At 65.0% G+C, this 17,183-nt stretch carries 19 protein-coding genes; 13 read left to right on the top strand and 6 right to left on the bottom strand.

Translation table 11 applies throughout. The features are described 5' to 3' along the window. Positions 1-92 precede the first annotated feature (92 nt). The 11 genes from nifH (at position 93) to ACQR0W_RS21445 (ending at position 9,172) form a co-directional block, all read left to right on the top strand. Complete coding sequence (gene nifH / locus ACQR0W_RS21495) at positions 93-980, top strand: nitrogenase iron protein (RefSeq protein ID WP_315713086.1); 888 nt, start codon at positions 93-95, stop codon at positions 978-980. 83 nt (positions 981-1,063) lie between these two features. Then, positions 1,064-1,798, top strand: coding sequence for a nitrogen fixation protein NifQ (locus tag ACQR0W_RS21490; protein WP_316169740.1), 735 nt, complete (start codon positions 1,064-1,066; stop codon positions 1,796-1,798). 17 nt (positions 1,799-1,815) lie between these two features. Next, a complete protein-coding gene (gene irrA, locus ACQR0W_RS21485; RefSeq protein WP_315713082.1) occupies positions 1,816-2,310 on the top strand; it encodes an iron response transcriptional regulator IrrA in 495 nt (164 codons plus the stop codon). 316 nt (positions 2,311-2,626) lie between these two features. Then, positions 2,627-3,766 carry a homocitrate synthase gene (gene nifV, locus ACQR0W_RS21480; protein WP_315825160.1) on the top strand — a complete coding sequence of 380 codons (1,140 nt, stop codon included), beginning with the start codon at positions 2,627-2,629 and terminating at the stop codon, positions 3,764-3,766. A 2-nt stretch (positions 3,767-3,768) separates the two neighbouring features. Further along, positions 3,769-4,560: a serine O-acetyltransferase gene (gene cysE, locus ACQR0W_RS21475; protein WP_316166094.1), complete on the top strand. Its 792-nt coding sequence runs from the start codon at positions 3,769-3,771 to the stop codon at positions 4,558-4,560. Then, complete coding sequence (nifW, locus tag ACQR0W_RS21470; protein ID WP_316187003.1) at positions 4,557-4,895, top strand: nitrogenase stabilizing/protective protein NifW; 339 nt, start codon at positions 4,557-4,559, stop codon at positions 4,893-4,895. Before cysE ends, nifW begins: the two co-directional genes overlap by 4 nt. Before the next feature lie 261 nt (positions 4,896-5,156). After that, positions 5,157-6,002, top strand: coding sequence for an electron transfer flavoprotein subunit beta/FixA family protein (locus ACQR0W_RS21465; protein WP_316187002.1), 846 nt, complete (start codon positions 5,157-5,159; stop codon positions 6,000-6,002). A 36-nt stretch (positions 6,003-6,038) separates the two neighbouring features. Beyond that, positions 6,039-7,145, top strand: coding sequence for an electron transfer flavoprotein subunit alpha/FixB family protein (locus ACQR0W_RS21460; RefSeq protein ID WP_315713073.1), 1,107 nt, complete (start codon positions 6,039-6,041; stop codon positions 7,143-7,145). Between the two features lie 22 nt (positions 7,146-7,167). Next, on the top strand, positions 7,168-8,475 hold the full coding sequence (locus tag ACQR0W_RS21455) for an FAD-dependent monooxygenase (RefSeq protein ID WP_316187001.1): 1,308 nt from the start codon (positions 7,168-7,170) through the stop codon (positions 8,473-8,475). 41 nt (positions 8,476-8,516) lie between these two features. Then, on the top strand, positions 8,517-8,813 hold the full coding sequence (locus ACQR0W_RS21450; RefSeq protein WP_172112536.1) for a ferredoxin family protein: 297 nt from the start codon (positions 8,517-8,519) through the stop codon (positions 8,811-8,813). Positions 8,814-8,965: 152 nt separating this feature from the next. Continuing rightward, positions 8,966-9,172 carry a TOBE domain-containing protein gene (locus ACQR0W_RS21445; protein ID WP_315713067.1) on the top strand — a complete coding sequence of 69 codons (207 nt, stop codon included), beginning with the start codon at positions 8,966-8,968 and terminating at the stop codon, positions 9,170-9,172. A gap of 27 nt (positions 9,173-9,199) precedes the next feature. Here the strand turns inward: ACQR0W_RS21445 and ACQR0W_RS21440 are convergent, their stop codons facing one another. Beyond that, positions 9,200-9,763, bottom strand: coding sequence for a DUF2478 domain-containing protein (locus tag ACQR0W_RS21440; protein ID WP_316174366.1), 564 nt, complete (start codon positions 9,761-9,763; stop codon positions 9,200-9,202). Positions 9,764-9,836: 73 nt separating this feature from the next. Between ACQR0W_RS21440 and modD the strand changes: the two genes are divergently transcribed. Then, entirely contained in the window at positions 9,837-10,712 is an 876-nt protein-coding gene (gene modD / locus ACQR0W_RS21435) for a ModD protein (protein WP_316187000.1), read from the top strand. Between the two features lie 13 nt (positions 10,713-10,725). On the opposite strand, the gene ACQR0W_RS21430 is transcribed toward modD, so the two are convergent. The 4 genes from ACQR0W_RS21430 to ACQR0W_RS21415 all read right to left on the bottom strand — a co-directional run bounded on the left by ACQR0W_RS21430 (position 10,726) and on the right by ACQR0W_RS21415 (position 15,698). Continuing rightward, on the bottom strand, positions 10,726-13,071 hold the full coding sequence (locus tag ACQR0W_RS21430; protein ID WP_316186999.1) for an ABC transporter substrate-binding protein: 2,346 nt from the start codon (positions 13,069-13,071) through the stop codon (positions 10,726-10,728). A 103-nt stretch (positions 13,072-13,174) separates the two neighbouring features. After that, positions 13,175-14,092: a sel1 repeat family protein gene (locus tag ACQR0W_RS21425; RefSeq protein WP_316186998.1), complete on the bottom strand. Its 918-nt coding sequence runs from the start codon at positions 14,090-14,092 to the stop codon at positions 13,175-13,177. A gap of 503 nt (positions 14,093-14,595) precedes the next feature. Further along, positions 14,596-15,141: a carboxymuconolactone decarboxylase family protein gene (locus tag ACQR0W_RS21420; protein WP_315825155.1), complete on the bottom strand. Its 546-nt coding sequence runs from the start codon at positions 15,139-15,141 to the stop codon at positions 14,596-14,598. A 2-nt stretch (positions 15,142-15,143) separates the two neighbouring features. Continuing rightward, the gene (locus ACQR0W_RS21415) at positions 15,144-15,698 is read right to left on the bottom strand and encodes a peroxiredoxin (RefSeq protein WP_315713058.1); all 555 of its coding nucleotides are present in this window, start codon (positions 15,696-15,698) and stop codon (positions 15,144-15,146) included. Positions 15,699-16,276: 578 nt separating this feature from the next. Between ACQR0W_RS21415 and ACQR0W_RS21410 the strand changes: the two genes are divergently transcribed. Then, positions 16,277-16,462, top strand: a complete 186-nt coding sequence (locus tag ACQR0W_RS21410; RefSeq protein ID WP_316186997.1) for a hypothetical protein — start codon at positions 16,277-16,279, stop codon at positions 16,460-16,462. 5 nt (positions 16,463-16,467) lie between these two features. On the opposite strand, the gene ACQR0W_RS21405 is transcribed toward ACQR0W_RS21410, so the two are convergent. Beyond that, positions 16,468-17,178, bottom strand: a complete 711-nt coding sequence (locus ACQR0W_RS21405) for a DUF1045 domain-containing protein (protein WP_316186996.1) — start codon at positions 17,176-17,178, stop codon at positions 16,468-16,470. Positions 17,179-17,183: the final 5 nt, after the last annotated feature.

Below are 17,183 nucleotides of genomic sequence, written 5' to 3'. Positions count from 1 at the left end.
AACCCGTCTGCCGGTTCGGACACACAGAGGACGCGGTCACGCCTCGCGAGCAGCGCGGGCGCGACATTGGCAATCGGTTGATGGAGAGCAGAATGTCATCACTTCGACAAATCGCATTCTACGGCAAGGGCGGCATCGGCAAATCGACGACGTCGCAGAACACGCTCGCGGCGCTCGCCGAGATGGGTCATCGGATCCTGATCGTCGGCTGCGACCCCAAGGCGGATTCGACCCGCCTGATCCTGCACGCCAAGGCGCAGGACACGATCCTGAGCCTGGCCGCTGCCGCCGGCAGCGTCGAGGACCTCGAGATCGAGGAGGTCATGAAGGTCGGCTATCGCGACATCCGCTGCGTCGAGTCCGGCGGTCCGGAGCCGGGCGTCGGCTGCGCCGGCCGCGGCGTCATCACCTCGATCAACTTCCTGGAAGAGAACGGCGCCTACGAGGACATCGACTACGTGTCCTACGACGTGCTCGGCGACGTCGTGTGCGGCGGCTTCGCGATGCCGATCCGCGAGAACAAGGCGCAGGAGATCTACATCGTGATGTCCGGCGAGATGATGGCGATGTATGCCGCCAACAACATCTCCAAGGGCATCCTGAAATATGCGAATTCCGGCGGCGTGCGCCTGGGCGGCCTGGTCTGCAACGAGCGTCAGACCGACAAGGAGCTGGAGCTGGCGGAGGCTCTCGCCAAGAAGCTCGGTACTCAGCTGATCTACTTCGTGCCGCGCGACAACATCGTGCAGCACGCCGAGCTGCGCCGCATGACCGTGCTGGAATATGCGCCGGATTCCGTCCAGGCCGGGCACTACCGCTCGCTGGCGCAGAAGATCCACAACAACGGCGGCAAGGGCATCATCCCGACCCCGATCACGATGGACGAGCTCGAGGACATGCTGATGGAGCACGGCATCATGAAGGCCGTCGACGAAACCCAGATCGGAAAGACTGCCGCCGAACTCGCCGCAACGGCTTAAGCAGTCTTGGTACCGGCCTTCCTCCCGTCGGAAGGCCGGTACCTCATCGCATGTCCCGTCGGCGCGCGGCAGGGGATCAAGCTATGACCATCGCAATCGTGGGCGTCTCGGAGTCCGTCGCTGCCGGCCTGCAACCGTCGCCGCGCAACGGCTCCTGCGAAGAGAACGCGCGGCATCACGGCCGCCAGATTTACCGCCTGCTGACCGGCGTCGATCCCGACGAGGCGCTGATCGACAGTGACATCGGTTTCGATCGTCACGTCATCGCATCGGTTCTCGCCGTTTCAGCGATGGAGCATGGCGCGCTGGCGGAGCGCGCGGGGCTTTCGACCGTCGAACTGATCGCACTGCTGGCGCAGTTGTTTCCGGCAGCCTCGATCGACTCCTCATGGCTGCCGATCACCGGGGCCGTGGCCGCGCCGGACGAGGACGAAATCACGATGGTGCGCGATCTGCTCGCCGCGCAGCGCTCCACGGACGGCGAGGTCGGCCGCTGGCTCGCGGCCATGGTGGCGCGTCGCGCGATGGAGCCCAACCATCTCTGGGAAGACCTGGGCCTGCGCGAGCGCTCCGAATTGTCGCGCCTGCTGATGCGCCACTTCGCGCCGCTGGCGAGCCGCAACACCAGCAACATGCGCTGGAAGCGCTTCTTCTACCGCATGCTGTGCGAGGATGATGGCTTCGTGATGTGCACGACGCCGGTCTGTACCCAGTGCAACGACTTCCAGCTCTGCTTCGGCGAGGAGAGCGGCGAGAGCCGGATGGCCGAACGGCGGCGCGAGGTGGCGCTGCGGGAGGCGGCGGGCGCCGCGATGTGAGTTCGAGGACCGTGACGATGTTGATGGACAGCCAGCTTGGATCCCCGTGCAACTCCGACGGCGGACGTTGTCCTCAGGCGGAGACCTGCGAAGCTGGCGAGATCCTGATGCGTCGATGCGAGGACGCGCTGCGCCGGGCCGGGTTGCGCCCCACCCAGCAGCGTCAGCAACTGAGCCGGATTCTGTTCGGCGGCGGTGACCGCCACATCACCGCCGACGCGCTCTATGCCGCAGCCGTTGCTTCGGGCATGAAGATCTCGCAGGCCACCATCTACAACACGCTCAACCAGTTCGTGGAGCTGGGCCTGCTGCGCCAAATTGGCGTGGACGGCTCGAAATCGTTCTTCGACACCAATACGACCGTGCACCCGCACTTCTTCTACGAGGACGAAGGCGCGCTCGTCGATGTGCCCGGACAGGTCGCGTTCGAGCAGATGCCCGAGCCGCTGCCGGGTTATGGCATGGAGCGGATCGACATCGTCATTCATCTGCGCCGCAGGCGTCACGCCTGACGGCAGCGCAGGTCGCCGCGGCCTGGCGCTGCGCGACCGAGTCACTTCACCTCGACGTCTGATTCCCGACCCTGTTACGAATCCGACAATCCGTTTTCGCGCAAAAAGTGAAGTAAATTCAATTGATTAGATTCTGGTCCGGCGGTGGCATGGCCGTTGCTGAGTGAATTGCTGGCCGCAACGGAGCGTCGTGCTTCTGGCGGCCGCACACAGGTTGCGACGGAGCGAGTGAATGCCAGACGTCTCCGGACAGCGCGGGCCCAGGAATGCCCGAGATGCCGGCTCTGCCCACGGGGGCACAGCCTCGGGGAGCCCGATGCCCCGGGTCATCCTCAACGATACCACGCTCCGCGACGGCGAACAGGCGCCGGGCGTCGCCTTCGCCCTCGGCGAGAAGGTCGCGATCGCTCGTGCGCTCGCCCGTGCCGGCGTTCCCGAGATCGAGGCCGGCACGCCGGCGATGGGGGCCGACGAGATCGCGGCGATCAGGGCGATCGTCGAGGCCGGTCTGCCCGCGACCATCATCGGCTGGTGCCGGATGCGCGAGGCGGATGTCGATGCGGCGATCGCGGCCGGCGTCTCGATGGTGAATGTCTCCATCCCGACATCCGACGTGCAGATCGCCGCCAAGCTCGGCGGCAGCCGCAGCGCCGCGCTGGAGCTGCTCAAGCGCGTGGTCGGCTATGCGCGAAGCCGCGGACTGGCCGTTGCCGTCGGCGGTGAGGATTCGTCGCGCGCCGATGTCGGCTTTCTCGCCGAGGTGATCGCGACCGCGAAGTCGCTCGGTGCCCGACGCTTCCGCGTCGCCGATACACTGAGCGTGCTCGATCCCGACGCGACGTCAGCCCTGGTCGGCGCCTTGCGTGCGACCACGGACCTGGAGATCGAGTTTCACGGCCATGACGATCTCGGTCTTGCCACCGCCAACACGCTGGCGGCGGTCAAGGCGGGCGCGACCCATGCGTCGGTCACCGTGATCGGCCTCGGCGAGCGTGCCGGCAATGCCCCGCTGGAAGAGGTCGCGGTCGCGCTGCGGCAGCTCTACCGGCGCGAGACCGGCATCGTGCTGGCCGAGCTCGATCACGTCGCCAATGTCGTGGCGGCCGCCGCGGCACGCGCCATTCCACTCAACAAGGCCATCGTTGGCGAGCACGTCTTCACCCATGAATCCGGCATTCACGTCGACGGCCTGCTGAAGGATCAGCGCACCTACCAGGCGCTCGATCCGGTACTGTTCGGCCGCTCCAATCGGATCGTGATCGGGAAGCATTCCGGGCTGTCGGCGATCACCTCGTTGCTGTCGGATTTGCGCCTGCCGGCGAGCGCCGACCAGGCCCAGCGCATCCTGGCGCGCGTGCGCAGGCATGCCGTCGCTCACAAGGGGCCGGTGCCGAAGGAGGCCGTTGCGGCCATCTGGCGCGAAGTCTGCGATCACCCGCTGGCGAGCTTTGCCTGATCATGAGCGACATCGTCGACACACCCATTGCAAAGCCGATCGTCGTCGAGGCGAGCCGGCCCTCGCTGCTTCGCCTGATCCGCGAGGACATTGCGTGTGTCCGCTCGCGCGATCCGGCGGCGCGCAGCGAAATCGAGACACTGCTGACCTATCCCGGCATTCACGCGCTGATCTGGCACCGCCTGGCGCATCGGCTGTGGATCCGCGGCTGGCGTTTTCCGGCGCGCTTGTTGTCGTGGCTCGGACGTTTCCTGTCGAATGTCGACATTCATCCGGGCGCCGAAATCGGCCGCCGCTTCTTCATCGATCATGGCGCCTGCGTCGTGATCGGCGAGACCGCGGAGGTCGGCGACGATGTCACGTTGTATCACGGCGTCACCCTGGGCGGTACGTCGTGGTCGCCAGGCAAGCGGCATCCGACGCTGGACAGCGGTGTCGTCGTCGGCGCCGGCGCCAAGATTCTCGGACCGATCACCATCGGTCCGCGGACCCGCGTCGGTGCCAACTCCGTCGTCATCCAGAGCACACCGCCCGACGTCACGGTGGTCGGGATCCCCGCCAAGGTGGTGCGGCCTGAGTTCACCCATCGGCGGACTGTCGGACGGATCGATCTGGATCATCATCTGATGCCTGATCCAGTCGGTGAGGCCCTTTCCGTGATGCTGGACCGGATCGAATTCCTCGAAGCGCAGCTCGCCCACATCAGGCAGAAGATACGCCAGGGACCGCCGGCTCCGGCGCCGACCTCCTTCTGCGAGGTTGATCCGATTTCGAGTCAAGGAGCAAAGCAATGACTGGGGCAACGCCGAACGTTCTGGACGAACTGAAGAAGACCTCCGCGGCCGAGGAGTTCTTCAAGCTGCTCGGTGTCGACTACGATCCCAAGGTGCTCGACGTCTGCCGGCTGCATATCCTCCGCCGGATGGGGCAGTACCTCGTCAGCGAGGACTTCTCCGGCGTTTCCAGTGAGGACGTCGCAGCCCGCTGCAAATCGGTCCTGGAGCGGGCCTATCAGGACTTCCTCGTCTCGACGCCGCTCGATCAGCGGGTGTTCAAGGTGCTCAGGGAGGCGGTGGCGCCGCCGAAGCCGGCTCCAAAGCCGTTCGTGTCGCTGACGACGCTCAAGTAGCGCATGAACTGACGATCGCTCCCACCAGCGCCGCCAGCACGACTGGCGGCGCTTCTGCTTTCAGGCGAGCCGTGCGCTTTCAAGTTCCTGTCGCATTCCCGACGCGTGTTGCTTGCGACGTGTCGGACCTCGTCGGCGAGTTTTCAGAAGCAGATCGGGTTCATGCGCCAAGGTGTTGAATCCGTGCCGATAATCATCGCGGCCGAAACTGGTACGACAATTGCTGTCCTGATCGCAGGACTACACACCCGGAGTGATCGCATGCATATCGTCGTCTGCATCAAGCAGGTTCCGGACTCCGCGCAGATCCGCGTTCATCCGGTGACCAACACCATCATGCGCCAGGGTGTGCCGACCATCATCAACCCTTACGACCTGTTTGCGCTCGAGGCGGCGCTGCAACTGCGCGACAAGTTCGGCGGCGAAGTGACGGTGCTGACCATGGGACCGCCGTCCGCCGAGGACTCGCTGCGCCGGGCGCTGACCTACGGCGCCGACCGCGCCGTGCTGCTGACCGATCGCTTCTTCGCCGGCGCCGACACGCTGGCGACCACCTATGCGCTGGCGACAGCCATTCGCAAGGTCAGCGAGACCTTTGGCGCGCCCGACATCGTGTTCACCGGCAAGCAGACGATCGACGGCGACACCGCCCAGGTCGGCCCGGGCATCGCCAAGCGGCTGGGCCTGCTGCAACTGACCTATGTGGCGAAGATCCGCGAGGTCGATCCTGTCGCGCGCACCATCGAAGCCGAGCGCCGCTCCGAGGGGGGCGTTCAAGTGCTGAAGACCAAGCTGCCGTGCCTGGTGACGATGCTCGAGGCGACCAACGAGATCCGCCGCGGCGCCATGGCCGATGCGCTCCGTGCGGCGCGCGCTCAGATCGTCACCTGGAGCGCCAAGGACGCCGGCGTCGAGGACATCTCGAAGTGCGGCTTGAAGGGCTCGCCGACCATCGTGAAGCGGGTCTTCGCGCCGTCGGCCCGGGCGGAGAAGGCAACCATGGTTGACTTCTCGAGTCGCGCGCCGGCCGACGCCCTGATCGAGGAATTGTTCAAGCGGCAGCCGAAGCTCGAAGCCGACCTGACGACGTCAGCGCACGGCTTCTGATCCAGACGGCTTTTGACGGACCAAGGGACGACGATCATGAGCGAACCCACCAAAGCACCGCCCGCCGCAGCCGGTCGCGCCGCGACCAAGAAGGAGCTGCCCGAGCATTTCAAGGCCTACAAGCACGTCTGGGTGTTCATCGAGCAGGAGCGCGGCCAGGTCCACCCGGTATCCTGGGAGCTGATGGGCGCCGGACGCAAGCTCGCCGACAAGCTGAAGGTCGATCTCGCGGCCGTCGTGATCGGTCCTCCCGGAGAAGCCGTGCAGCATGCTGCCGCGGAGTCGTTCTGCTATGGCGCCGATCTCGCCTACATCGTCGCGGACGGCGTTCTCACCGACTATCGCAACGAAGCCTACACCAAGGCGCTGACCGACGTCGTCAACACCTTCAAGCCGGAGATCCTGCTGCTCGGCGCCACCACGCTCGGCCGCGACCTCGCCGGCTCCGTCGCGACAACGCTGCTCACGGGTCTGACCGCCGACTGCACCGAACTCGACGTCGATGCCGACGGCTCGCTGGCCGCGACGCGGCCGACCTTCGGCGGCTCGCTGCTCTGCACGATCTACACGCTGAACTATCGGCCGCAGATGGCGACCGTCCGCCCGCGCGTGATGCCGATGCCGGACCGCGTCGAGAAACCCGCCAGTCGCATCATCGAGCACAAGCTCGGTCTCGTCGAGGAGGACATCGTCACCAAGGTGCTGTCCTTCATTCCGGATCGCGATTCCGCCAAGTCCAATCTCGCCTATGCCGACATCGTCGTGGCGGGCGGGCTCGGGCTTGGCTCGCCGGAGAACTTCCAGCTCGTCAAGGGGCTCGCCGCGGTGCTCGGCGCCGACTTCGGCTGCTCGCGGCCGCTGGTGCAGAAGGGCTGGGTGACCTCGGATCGCCAGATCGGCCAGACCGGCAAGACCATTCGGCCCAAGCTCTACATCGCCGCGGGCATCTCCGGCGCGATCCAGCATCGGGTCGGTGTCGAGGGCGCCGACCTGATCGTTGCCATCAACACCGACAAGAACGCGCCGATCTTCGACTTCGCGCATGTCGGCATCGTCACCGATGCGATCCGGCTGCTGCCCGCGCTGACGGAGGCATTCCGCGCGCGTCTGTCGCCGCATTCGCGCGATCGCATCGCAAGCTAGGCACCAGAGAGGGAGCAGGGCAATGATCGAAGAACGTTTCGACGCGATCGTCGTGGGTGCCGGCATGGCCGGTAATGCGGCTGCGCTGACCATGGCCAAGCGCGGCATGAAGGTGCTGCAGCTCGAGCGCGGCGAGTATTCCGGCTCCAAGAACGTGCAGGGCGCGATCCTCTACGCCGACATGCTGGAGAAGCTGATTCCGGACTTCCGCGAGGAAGCGCCGCTGGAACGCCATCTGGTCGAGCAGCGCTTCTGGATGCTCGACGACAAGTCGCATGTCGGCCTGCACTACAAGTCGGACGACTTCAACGAGGAAAAGCCGAACCGCTACACGATCATCCGCGCCCAGTTCGACAAATGGTTCTCGTCCAAGGTCAAGGAGGCTGGCGCCACCGTGCTGTGCGAGACCACCGTGACCGAGCTCGCGCAGGATGCCTATGGCAAGGTGATCGGCGTCAGAACCGATCGGCGCGATGGTGAGATCCATGCCGACGTCGTCGTGCTGGCCGAGGGCGTCAACGGCCTGCTCGGGAGCCGCGCCGGCCTGCGCGAGCGGCCGAAGCCGGAGAACGTCGCGCTCGCGGTCAAGGAGATGCACTTCCTGCCGCGCGAAACGATCGAGGCGCGCTTCAACCTGAAGGGCGACGAAGGGGCCGTCATCGAGGCCGTCGGCACGATTTCCCGCGGCATGACCGGCATGGGCTTCATCTATTCCAACAAGGAGTGCATTTCGCTCGGCATCGGCTGCCTCGTCTCCGACTTCCAGAAGACCGGCGAGACGCCCTACGGCCTGCTCGAGCGGTTCAAGCAGCATCCGTCGGTGGCGCCGCTGATCGAGGGGTCGGAAGTCAAGGAGTACTCGGCGCACCTGATTCCCGAGGGCGGCTACAACGCGATCCCGCAGCTCTGCGGCGATGGCTGGGTGGTGGTCGGCGATGCCGCCCAGCTCAACAATGCCGTCCACCGCGAGGGATCCAATCTCGCGATGACCTCGGGGCGCATCGCGGCCGAGGCGATCTTCCAGGTGAAGTCGCGCCGCGATCCGATGACCAAGGAGAACCTCGCGCTCTACAAGAAGATGCTGGAGGACTCCTTCGTCATCAAGGACCTGAAGAAATACAAGGACATGCCGGCGCTGCTGCACAACCAGTCGCAGAACTTCTTCCTGACCTATCCGCAGCTCGTCTCCAAGGCGATGCAGAACTTCGTGCGCGTCGACGGCACGCCGAAGAAGGAGAAGGAAAGCAGCACCGTGCGCTCCTTCGTGAATGCAAGGTCATGGACCGGCCTGTTCGGTGACGCCTTCAGGTTTGCTCGGGCGTGGCGATGATTGGTGAATGAACGAAACAGCTCAGGCGAGGGAGATCAGACATGAGCACGGACGTCGCAGTCAGGGTCGAAGACAAGCTGTTCTATAATCGCTATCAGGTCGATCCCGGCCGGGCCCATATCAAGGTCCGTCCGCATACCACGCCGACGCCGCAGTTGAAGGCGCTTCTCAAGGCCTGCCCGGCACGCTGCTACGAACTCAACGACAAGGGCCAGGTCGAGATCACGGTCGACGGCTGCATCGAATGCGGCACCTGCCGGGTCATCGGCGAGGCCAGCGGCGACATCGAGTGGAGCTATCCGCGCGGCGGCTACGGCGTGCTGTTCAAGTTCGGCTGACGCCGTCGGATCATGCCGGTCGACGGGGTGCCGCAAACGCAGCGCCGGATCATCAATGCTGTATTGTGTTTGATATAGGTCATTGAGTTCTGGCACGCGTTCTGTTTACATTGAGCAGCAGCAACGAGGCTGCAACGGATGAGGAACAGCACGTGAAGCTGAGCGCACGAAATGTCTTACCGGGACGAATCATCTCGGTTGAAAAGGGAACGACCACCGCCCACGTCAAGGTGGAGCTCGCCCCGGGACTGACAGTCTTCTCGGCGATCACCAACGAGGCGGTGGACGAACTCGCGCTTGCCGTCGGCGACAGCGTCTCCGCCGTCATCAAGTCGTCGGATGTGATGATCGGCAAATAGGAGCGTGGCGCCGAATTGCTGCGCCGATCAGCCGCGCGACGCCTGTCGCGCGCGCAGGTCGAGCCACCAGGTTTCCATCGCGGAAAGCGACGGCTGGAGCAGCGTGCCGAAATCGCCCGCAAAGGTCCGCCAGTCGTCGATGCATTTCTGCGGCACGGCCGTCAGCACCGGAATCCCCGACGTGATTGCGTCGGCCAGCTCGCCGCGCAACCCGCTTCCGGAAGCCTCCTGCTTGGAGAACTTGTTGATCACGATGAGGTCGGCATGGGCCGCGATGGCGCGGTGAACGGCCATGCCGGCTTCGGCAAGGCCTGCGGTGTCGAGCTTGCAGGCTGTCGATCCGGTGCCGAGGTCCTGACAGATCGAGATCGTGTCGCCATTGGCGAGATCGATCACGTCCATTCCGCTTTTCTTGCCGACTTCGTCTCTCGTATTGCGCTGAACGATGCCGCCGACGCGGACGCCCCGTTGCAGCAGCTCCTGGGCAAAGGCGTCCAGCAAGGCATCGGCGTCGTCGCCCGGTCCGTAGAGAATGGCGGCGAGACGGGGCTGATTGGACTCGGCGGAAGCAGGAAGATCGTGCGGGATCATGCGGGGCCTGGCGATCGGGGGCGGGCGGCGACCAGGGTTTATATAGAGGATGCAGCCTGTGGAGAAAGAGCAGATGTCGCGCGCGCCGACCACCGCTACGCACCATGATCTGGAAGCGCAGCTCCGCGACGACGTCCCCTATGGCGACCTGACGACGGAGACGCTCGGGATCGGCGCCGAGCCGGGCCTGATGCACTTCGCTGCGCGCGGCCGCATGGTATTGGCCCTGGCCGAGGACGCGGCGGCCTTGATCGAGCTCACGGGCTGCCATGTCGAACTGTTCGCCGGCAGCGGAACGGTGCTGGAGGAGGGCGCCCCGATCCTCCGTGCAGAGGGCACGGCGGCAGGCCTGTTGCGGAGTTGGAAGGTGGCGCAGACGCTCATCGAGATCTGGTCAGGCGTCGCCACCGGGGCGGCTGCGATCGTCGGCGCGGCGCGTGCGATCAGGCCTGGCATTGTGGTCGCCTGCACGCGCAAGAACGTCCCCGGAACCAAGCCGTTCGCCGTTGCCGCGGTGAAGGCGGGTGGCGCGGTGATGCATCGGCTCGGCCTGTCGGAGTCGGTGCTGGTGTTTCCGGAACACCGGGCGTTTCTCGGCGATGCGCCGCTTGCCGATGTCGCCGAGCGGTTGCGGCGGAGCGCGCCGGAGAAGCGGCTCGTGATCGAGGTCACCACGGTCGAGCAGGCCGTCGCCGCCGCCGTGGCCGGCTTCGACGTCATCCAGGCCGAGAAATTTCCGCCTGCCGAGATCGCTGCGCTGACGGAGCGTATCGCCATCAGCGCGGCGCTGCCGCGGCGACCGATCATTGCGGCCGCGGGTGGCGTGAATGCGCAGAACGCCGCAGCCTATGCTGCGGCGGGGGCGGACGTGCTGGTCACCTCGGCGCCCTACCTCGCGTGTCCCTGCGACGTGCAGGTGCGGATCAGCCCTGCCTCGGCCGCGGCTTGACCGCACGACCCGGCTACTGTGGGTGCCGCGGAGCGGCGCGCTTCTGTCGGTTGGCTCGCCATTCCATGAACTCACGGAACAGCCGCGGATCGGCCGAAACGCCGCTCGCCTGCAGATCATTGGCCTGCGCGTTGGCCCCCAGCATCTGGGGAGGCGGCGTATTGCGATCGAGCCAGTCCTGTGCCGTCTTGAACCGTGTCCAGCCGGCGATCGGCGCCAGCGGCGCCACCTCCTGCCATTTCGGATGATAAGGCGGCCGTTGCAGCGTCTGCATGTTGCTGAAGAAGGCTTCGACCAGCAGAGACAGCCGGCGGTGACGGTCGCTGCCGGCCGGCCAGTTGAACGACGCCAGCACGGCCTCGGCCGCGATCGTGTTCACCGGCGCCGAGGCGCCGACGAGGTTCGGATAGTCCTCGGCGGACAATTGCGCCGGCAGATAGTCGTCGTGCAGAGCCTTGTCGTAGTCGACGGGCACCAGATGCAGATTGGGATCGCTGACCTGACTCAGCCATTGCACCGGCTTGCCCTCGACCGTGATGATCGCGTCGATGGCGCCCTTGCGCAGCATGTCCAGCGCCAGCCGCGGCTCGATATAGAGCAGATGTGGCCTGATCCCGAGGCGCTCGAACACGTTGATCGAGGTGACGAAGGTGCCGCCGTCGGGCAGGTCGACGGCGATGGTCTTGCCGTCGAGCTCGCTCAGGCTGGCGATCGATCTCGGCGCCAGCACGTGCATCTCCTCGTTGAACAGCTTGGTGACATAGACTAGTTGTTCGCGGATGTTGTTGGCGAAGTCCTTGCGCTCGAGAAAGGCCAAGGTGTCCTTGCGGATGATGCCGGCGTCGACGCCGCGCAGCAGCAGGATGTCGGCGACCGATTGCACCGAGCCGCGGCCGATCACGGGAAGGATGCGCAACTCCGTCCCCTTGTCGAGCGCGGATGCGAGGTCCGCGCCCATATTGGCGTAGGTGCTGCCGAACGAGCCGGTCATCAGCGTGACGGTATTGGCATTCAGCTGGTTGGCCAGATCGCGCTTCGCCGTGCCGTAACGGAAGATGGTCTTGAAGGAATCGCTGACGCTGCCGGGATCGATACCGCTCCGGACCGGACCGAAGCGCTGCCACTTGCCGCCGGTGAACTGCATCATCTGCATCTGCTCCAGCGGCGCGTGATCATGGGGGCTGGTGTTGACGGTGATGCCGGGCGTCAGCATCGGCAATTTGAGGCTTTTCAGGGATGCCGCCTGCTTCATGATATTGTCGCGCGACAGGTCGTCGCCGCAACTCCGCAGCACTGCGACCATCGCGTTTGCCGCGAGGTAGCCGAAGGTCGCAAGACCATTGCTCCTCGGTACGTCCGGCAGATAGCGGTCCATGAAGGCGGACCATTCGCGGTAGGATGGATCGCCTGCAGCCGCGGCCTCCTCGCCCTCGTAGTAATAGCCCGCGGACAGGATGCCTTCGGCATTCTGCAGGCCGGCCGGCTGCATCACGGCGGACACCGATTCCGAGACCGTCGAGATGATGTGGTCCGGACGCCAGCCGAGCTCGGCCGCGCGGCGGATCGCCATCACGGCGAATTTGGGCGTGGTCACGTCGAAGAAGATGTCGGCGCCGGAGGCCTTCAGCGTGGCGATCTGCTGATTGACGTTGGCGTCGGTGACCTTGTAGCCGGCTTCCGCCACGATCGGGAGCTTGCCGCCCAGGCCGTCCTTCAATCCCTTGACGTAATCCCTTCCGAAATCGTCGTCCTGATAGAGAATTGCGATCTTGCCGCGGCTGTGGGTCTCCAGCAGGTACTGGGCATAGACGTGCGCCTCGGCCTGGTAGCTCGGCTGAAAGCCCATGGTCCACGGAAAGTCGTGCGGCTGGTCCCATTGCGAGGAGCCGGATGCCACGAACAATTGCGGGACTTTGTTGGCGTTGAGATAAGGGCGCACCGCCAGGTTGGGAGCCGTGCCCAGGCTCGCAAACATCAGCAGGACGTTGTCCTCCTCGACGAGCTTGCGCGTCATCTCCACCGTCCTCTGCGGCGCATAGCCGTCATCGTAGGAAATGAAGTTGACGCGCCGGCCGTTGATGCCGCCCTCGGCATTGATCTTGTTGAAGTAGGCCGCGATCGTCTTGCCGATGACGCCATAGGCGAGAGCCGGGCCGCTGTAGGGCATGGTGTTGCCGATGCGGATCTCGTTGTCCGCGGCGACCGCTTGATGTCCGGTCAGCGCCAGCGGAGCGGACAGAGCCAGCGCGAGGCATGCGGCTGCTCGAGGGTGGCTGTTCTTTGCATCCCGTGGTCTGCGACGTCGGCTCCATCTGGCGGCCAAGCAGGCGCGAACTGCAGCATGGATGCCGTGCATCATCAGTCCTCCCATCGATATTTGGTTCTCGGGCGCAGCAGATCGCGGCCGCCCGTCTCGCAGGGAGCGGTCCGGGTCGCGTCTCGAGCGCTTCGAGATTTATGCGTTAGCGCGCAGCCGAGATGCGTCGGCTGGCTTCCGGCGATCCTTGCTCCGCAGCCCTGAGATACCAGGCACGCGCCTTGGCTGCGTCGGGAACGGCACCGAGCAACCGCGATTTCGTCAGTTCGGCCGGGTCATAGGTGCGCGCGAGCAGAAGGGAGGCGTCCGCAATTCCGGCGTCGGAAAGCCGCGTCAGGATCAGGCGCGCGCTGGCGACGTCGCCCGCGGCGAGCAGGTCGCGTCCGCGCTTCATCAGCGCATCGACCTCGTCTCGCGGCAGCGGAACGGTCGGGCGAGGCGAGGCCATCGGGAGCGCAGCGGAGGGGGGCGAGACCGCCGGTGCTGCCGCGGCTGGCGCTGGCGACGTCGGCGTCGAGGGCCATGGCCGCATCGCCAGTTCTGTACCGCTGGGAGCCGCGAGCGCGGCGACCGTCTGCGGCGGGTCGTCCTGGGCGACCTTGGCTTCCGCAGGATCGATCTGGGCCAGGCTTTCCAGCACGGCGGTCGGCATGATCGGGCTCTTGCCACCCGGTGTCGCTGCGCTGTTGTCGAAGGAGACCATGTTGACCACCATCATGGCGATGGAGGCCGCGATGCCGACGGCGGCACCGATCTTGATGATGCTACTCAGCCGCAACGATTTGTCCGGATCCTCCGGCGGCAGGGGCATCACCACGGGATCGAGCTTCGCGCTCCAGGCACGGTGGGCCTCCTCATCGTCGAGGTCAAGGGCCGCTGGCCGGGCCGGCAGGGAGCTTGGCCGGGACACCAGATGATGCGGCAGGGGGATGCCGTCGGCGGGCGGATCGAATGCCGTCGGGCCGGCCTCCGTCTGGCGGCGGCGCGGCGCATATCTGCGGAGCTCTTCGTTCGCCCAGGGCGGCGCTGGTTTCGCCGGATCGTTCTGATCTGGAGCACTCATCACTAGCCTCCTGTCTCCGACGAACGGGTCGTGGGAGATAGCTTCAGGACGTCGGGCGCGCGCGGTCCAACCGAAGCGCACATGATGCGACATCGGGGACATTGCATCAACGCTTCCGTCGAGACCGACAGGTCCGGTTTCCTTCCGACATGCACGCCATTGTTTTCGCGCGCCCTGGTCACAATCGATGTTGCTTGGTCCCTAAGCTGATCAATGTTCTTGTCGGGAAGGGTGAGTAGGTAAGGCTATTTGATGGAAATTTCCCGGCGCGCCGCATCGGTGACTACTCGCAATGCGCGAGACCGGGGGCGAGTTCTGCGCTTTGCGGAAAGATCGGTTGGAGTATCAGGATGCCGCAGCCATCTCGACTTTGCCGCGAGGTCAGGGGCTTAGCGGACCGAGGAGTTGCAGGCGCGCCGGGAAATTCTGCAACTCAGGCGAGAAATGGCGAAAAACAAATGCGGCCGGACAATGCCGGCCGCATTCACATATCCGATCGATTCTTATTCCGCCGCCAGCGCGACGGACACGCCAGCGGCTTCGATCGCAACGGCAACCGACTGGATGATGGCGGCAAAGCGCACGGCGGTCTGGATCGTGGCCGCGGGCACGCCCGCATCCTGCAGGACCTTCTCGTGCGAATCGATGCACGTGCCGCAGCCGTTGATGGCGGACACCGCGAGCGACCACAGCTCGAAATCGGCCTTGGCGACGCCGGGGTTGGCGATGACGTTCATCCGCAGCCGGGCCGGCATCGTCGCGTACTCCTTGTTCGAGGCAAGGTGCACGAAGCGGTAGTAGACGTTGTTCATGGCCATGATCGCGGCGGCCGATTTCGCCGCCGCCAAAGCGGCGGGCGACAGCTGCGCGGCCGCAACCGATTCGAAGGCCGCAACGACGCTCGGATTGCGAGTCGCAATCGCGCAGGCGACGAGCAGGCCATATTTGGCCTGCGGCGACAGCGTCTCGTCGGAGGCCATGGACGACAGATTGAGCCTGACGTCCTTGGCGAAGTCCGGGATCTGGTCCTTCAGCTGCTCGATCGACACGATCAGGCGACCTTCAGGGTCTCGCCGCCGACTTCGCGGTTGCACGGGCAGAGCTCGTCGGTCTGCAGCGCGTCGAGGACGCGCAGCGTATCCTTCGGAGCGCGGCCGACATTCAGGTTGGTCGCATAGACGTGCTGGATGGTGTTGTCGGGATCGACGATGAAGGTGTAGCGATAGGCGACACCGTCGGGCGAGCGGACGCCGAGGCCGTCGACCAATGCGCCCTTGGTGTCGGCGAATTGCCAGATCGGCAGCTTGTGCAGATCCTTGTGGTCGCGGCGCCAGGCGAGCTTGCAGAACTCGTTGTCGGTCGAGCCGCCGAGCACGACGGCATCGCGGTCCGCGAAATCCTTCGCCAGGCGCGCGAACTCGGCGATCTCGGTCGGGCAGACGAAGGTGAAATCCTTCGGATAGAAGAAGATGATCTTCCACTTTCCAGGGAAGCTGGTCTCGGTCAGGGTCTCGAAGGCGCTCTCGCCCTTCTCTTCCTGAAGATGAAAGCCGGGTTTCACGCCGACGATTTCAAACGATGGCAGCTTGCTTCCGATTCCGAGCATTGGGGCACTCCAAGAAAATTATTGCGCTGCAATAGCGAGGCGCATTGTGCATTGCAAGCGATATGCCATTCGTTTTTAGTATCAGTGGATTGTCGAAAACCCGACACGTGGCGGCAACATGCTGCGAGTGCGAGGCCGTGGCGATGGGGAGCTTTTGGATGGAGCTGGCTTGGAGCGTCGGCTTCGTGACATTGCGATCGGACATCGAGCGACGACAGCCGGAGCGCGCGCGTCGTCGCCACGGCAAAATGAGGTTGATATCCGCTTGGTCGAAGCGCCATGCGACGTCGTGTTGACGGTCTCGACGACGCCCGACGTGCAATTTCTTTGTGCGGCCGAAGTGGCAAAATTGACATTATCGCCTTCGTCGCGATGCACGTTTGACCACGGCGACTCGCTAAGCGGCATGAAGGCGACAAGCCGTCGGCAGATCACGGCGCGGCACGGTGCAAGGTGTCGCACGGCGCACAGTGTTGTCAGCTTTTCAGCAGATCGCGTCTGTTATTTCGCCTTGCTGCGCGATGACCTGACCATAGTCTCCTCGCAGATTTTCATCGGCCTGGGAGGAGTTCATCACCATGAGCGAAACTGTCTCGGCACCAAATGCAAGCGCGAGCCTGTCGATCGATCGACGATTTCTCGCGACCTCAGCCGCGCTCGCGGCAGGATGGGGAGCCCTGCCGCGGGAGCGCGCCGACATCTCGCCGCCACTCTCGGTCTTCGGCCGCGAGGCGCCGCCGCACTATGCAGCCATGCCGAGCTGACGCCGCTATCCCCCCTGGACGGCCGTGAGCGGCCAGTCTCCGATGATGCGGAAACGTTCGTGGGCATTGGCCTGGCGGAACAGCACAATCCTGTCGATCCGGAGCTTTGTCAGTGACAGTGCCGCGAATCTCTCCTGCAGCATCATCAGGATCGGCCGGCGCCGTTCGTCGGACAGCCGGCAGGTCAGCGTCATGTGGAAGCGGAAATCCTCCATGACATAGGGATAACCCCAACGATCGAGATGATCGCGCTGCCGTGGTGTCAGCAGATCCGGCTTGCGCCGAGCACGGTCGTCGGCCGTCATCGGAGCGCGAAATGGCTCAAAGGCCTGGACACAATCGGCCGCGAGCTGTTGCAGCGCCGGCGACGGCTCGCCGGGGATCATCGCGATGAAGCCGCTGATCGCGTCCACGATCGGACAGATGGCCGGGACGGCTCGCGGCGTGGCCGCGAACGCGGCACAGGCGCTGCGGAGCGCGGCTTCGTTCTCCGCATCCGACAGCTCGAACGGAGCCTTCAAGGTCGCGTGAAAGCCGTATTTGCGCGGGTCTGCGGTCAGCTCAGCCCAGTCTGGAAGCGCGCGGACGATCTCGCTCGGAAAGCTGCGGTCATCGCCGCTCCACGCGTCGTATCCGAGCAGGCTCGCGCCGAATTCCGCCAGATCCGCCGTCGCTGGTGGAGCATAATAGATCGCATAGCGCAGAAGATTGGCCATGGTTC

It is taken from the genome of Bradyrhizobium sp. HKCCYLRH1034 (genome assembly GCF_051168375.1).
Taxonomy (GTDB): domain Bacteria; phylum Pseudomonadota; class Alphaproteobacteria; order Rhizobiales; family Xanthobacteraceae; genus Bradyrhizobium.
The sequence above is the reverse complement of the archived record's forward strand: the minus strand, read 5'-3'. Positions and strand labels throughout refer to the sequence as shown.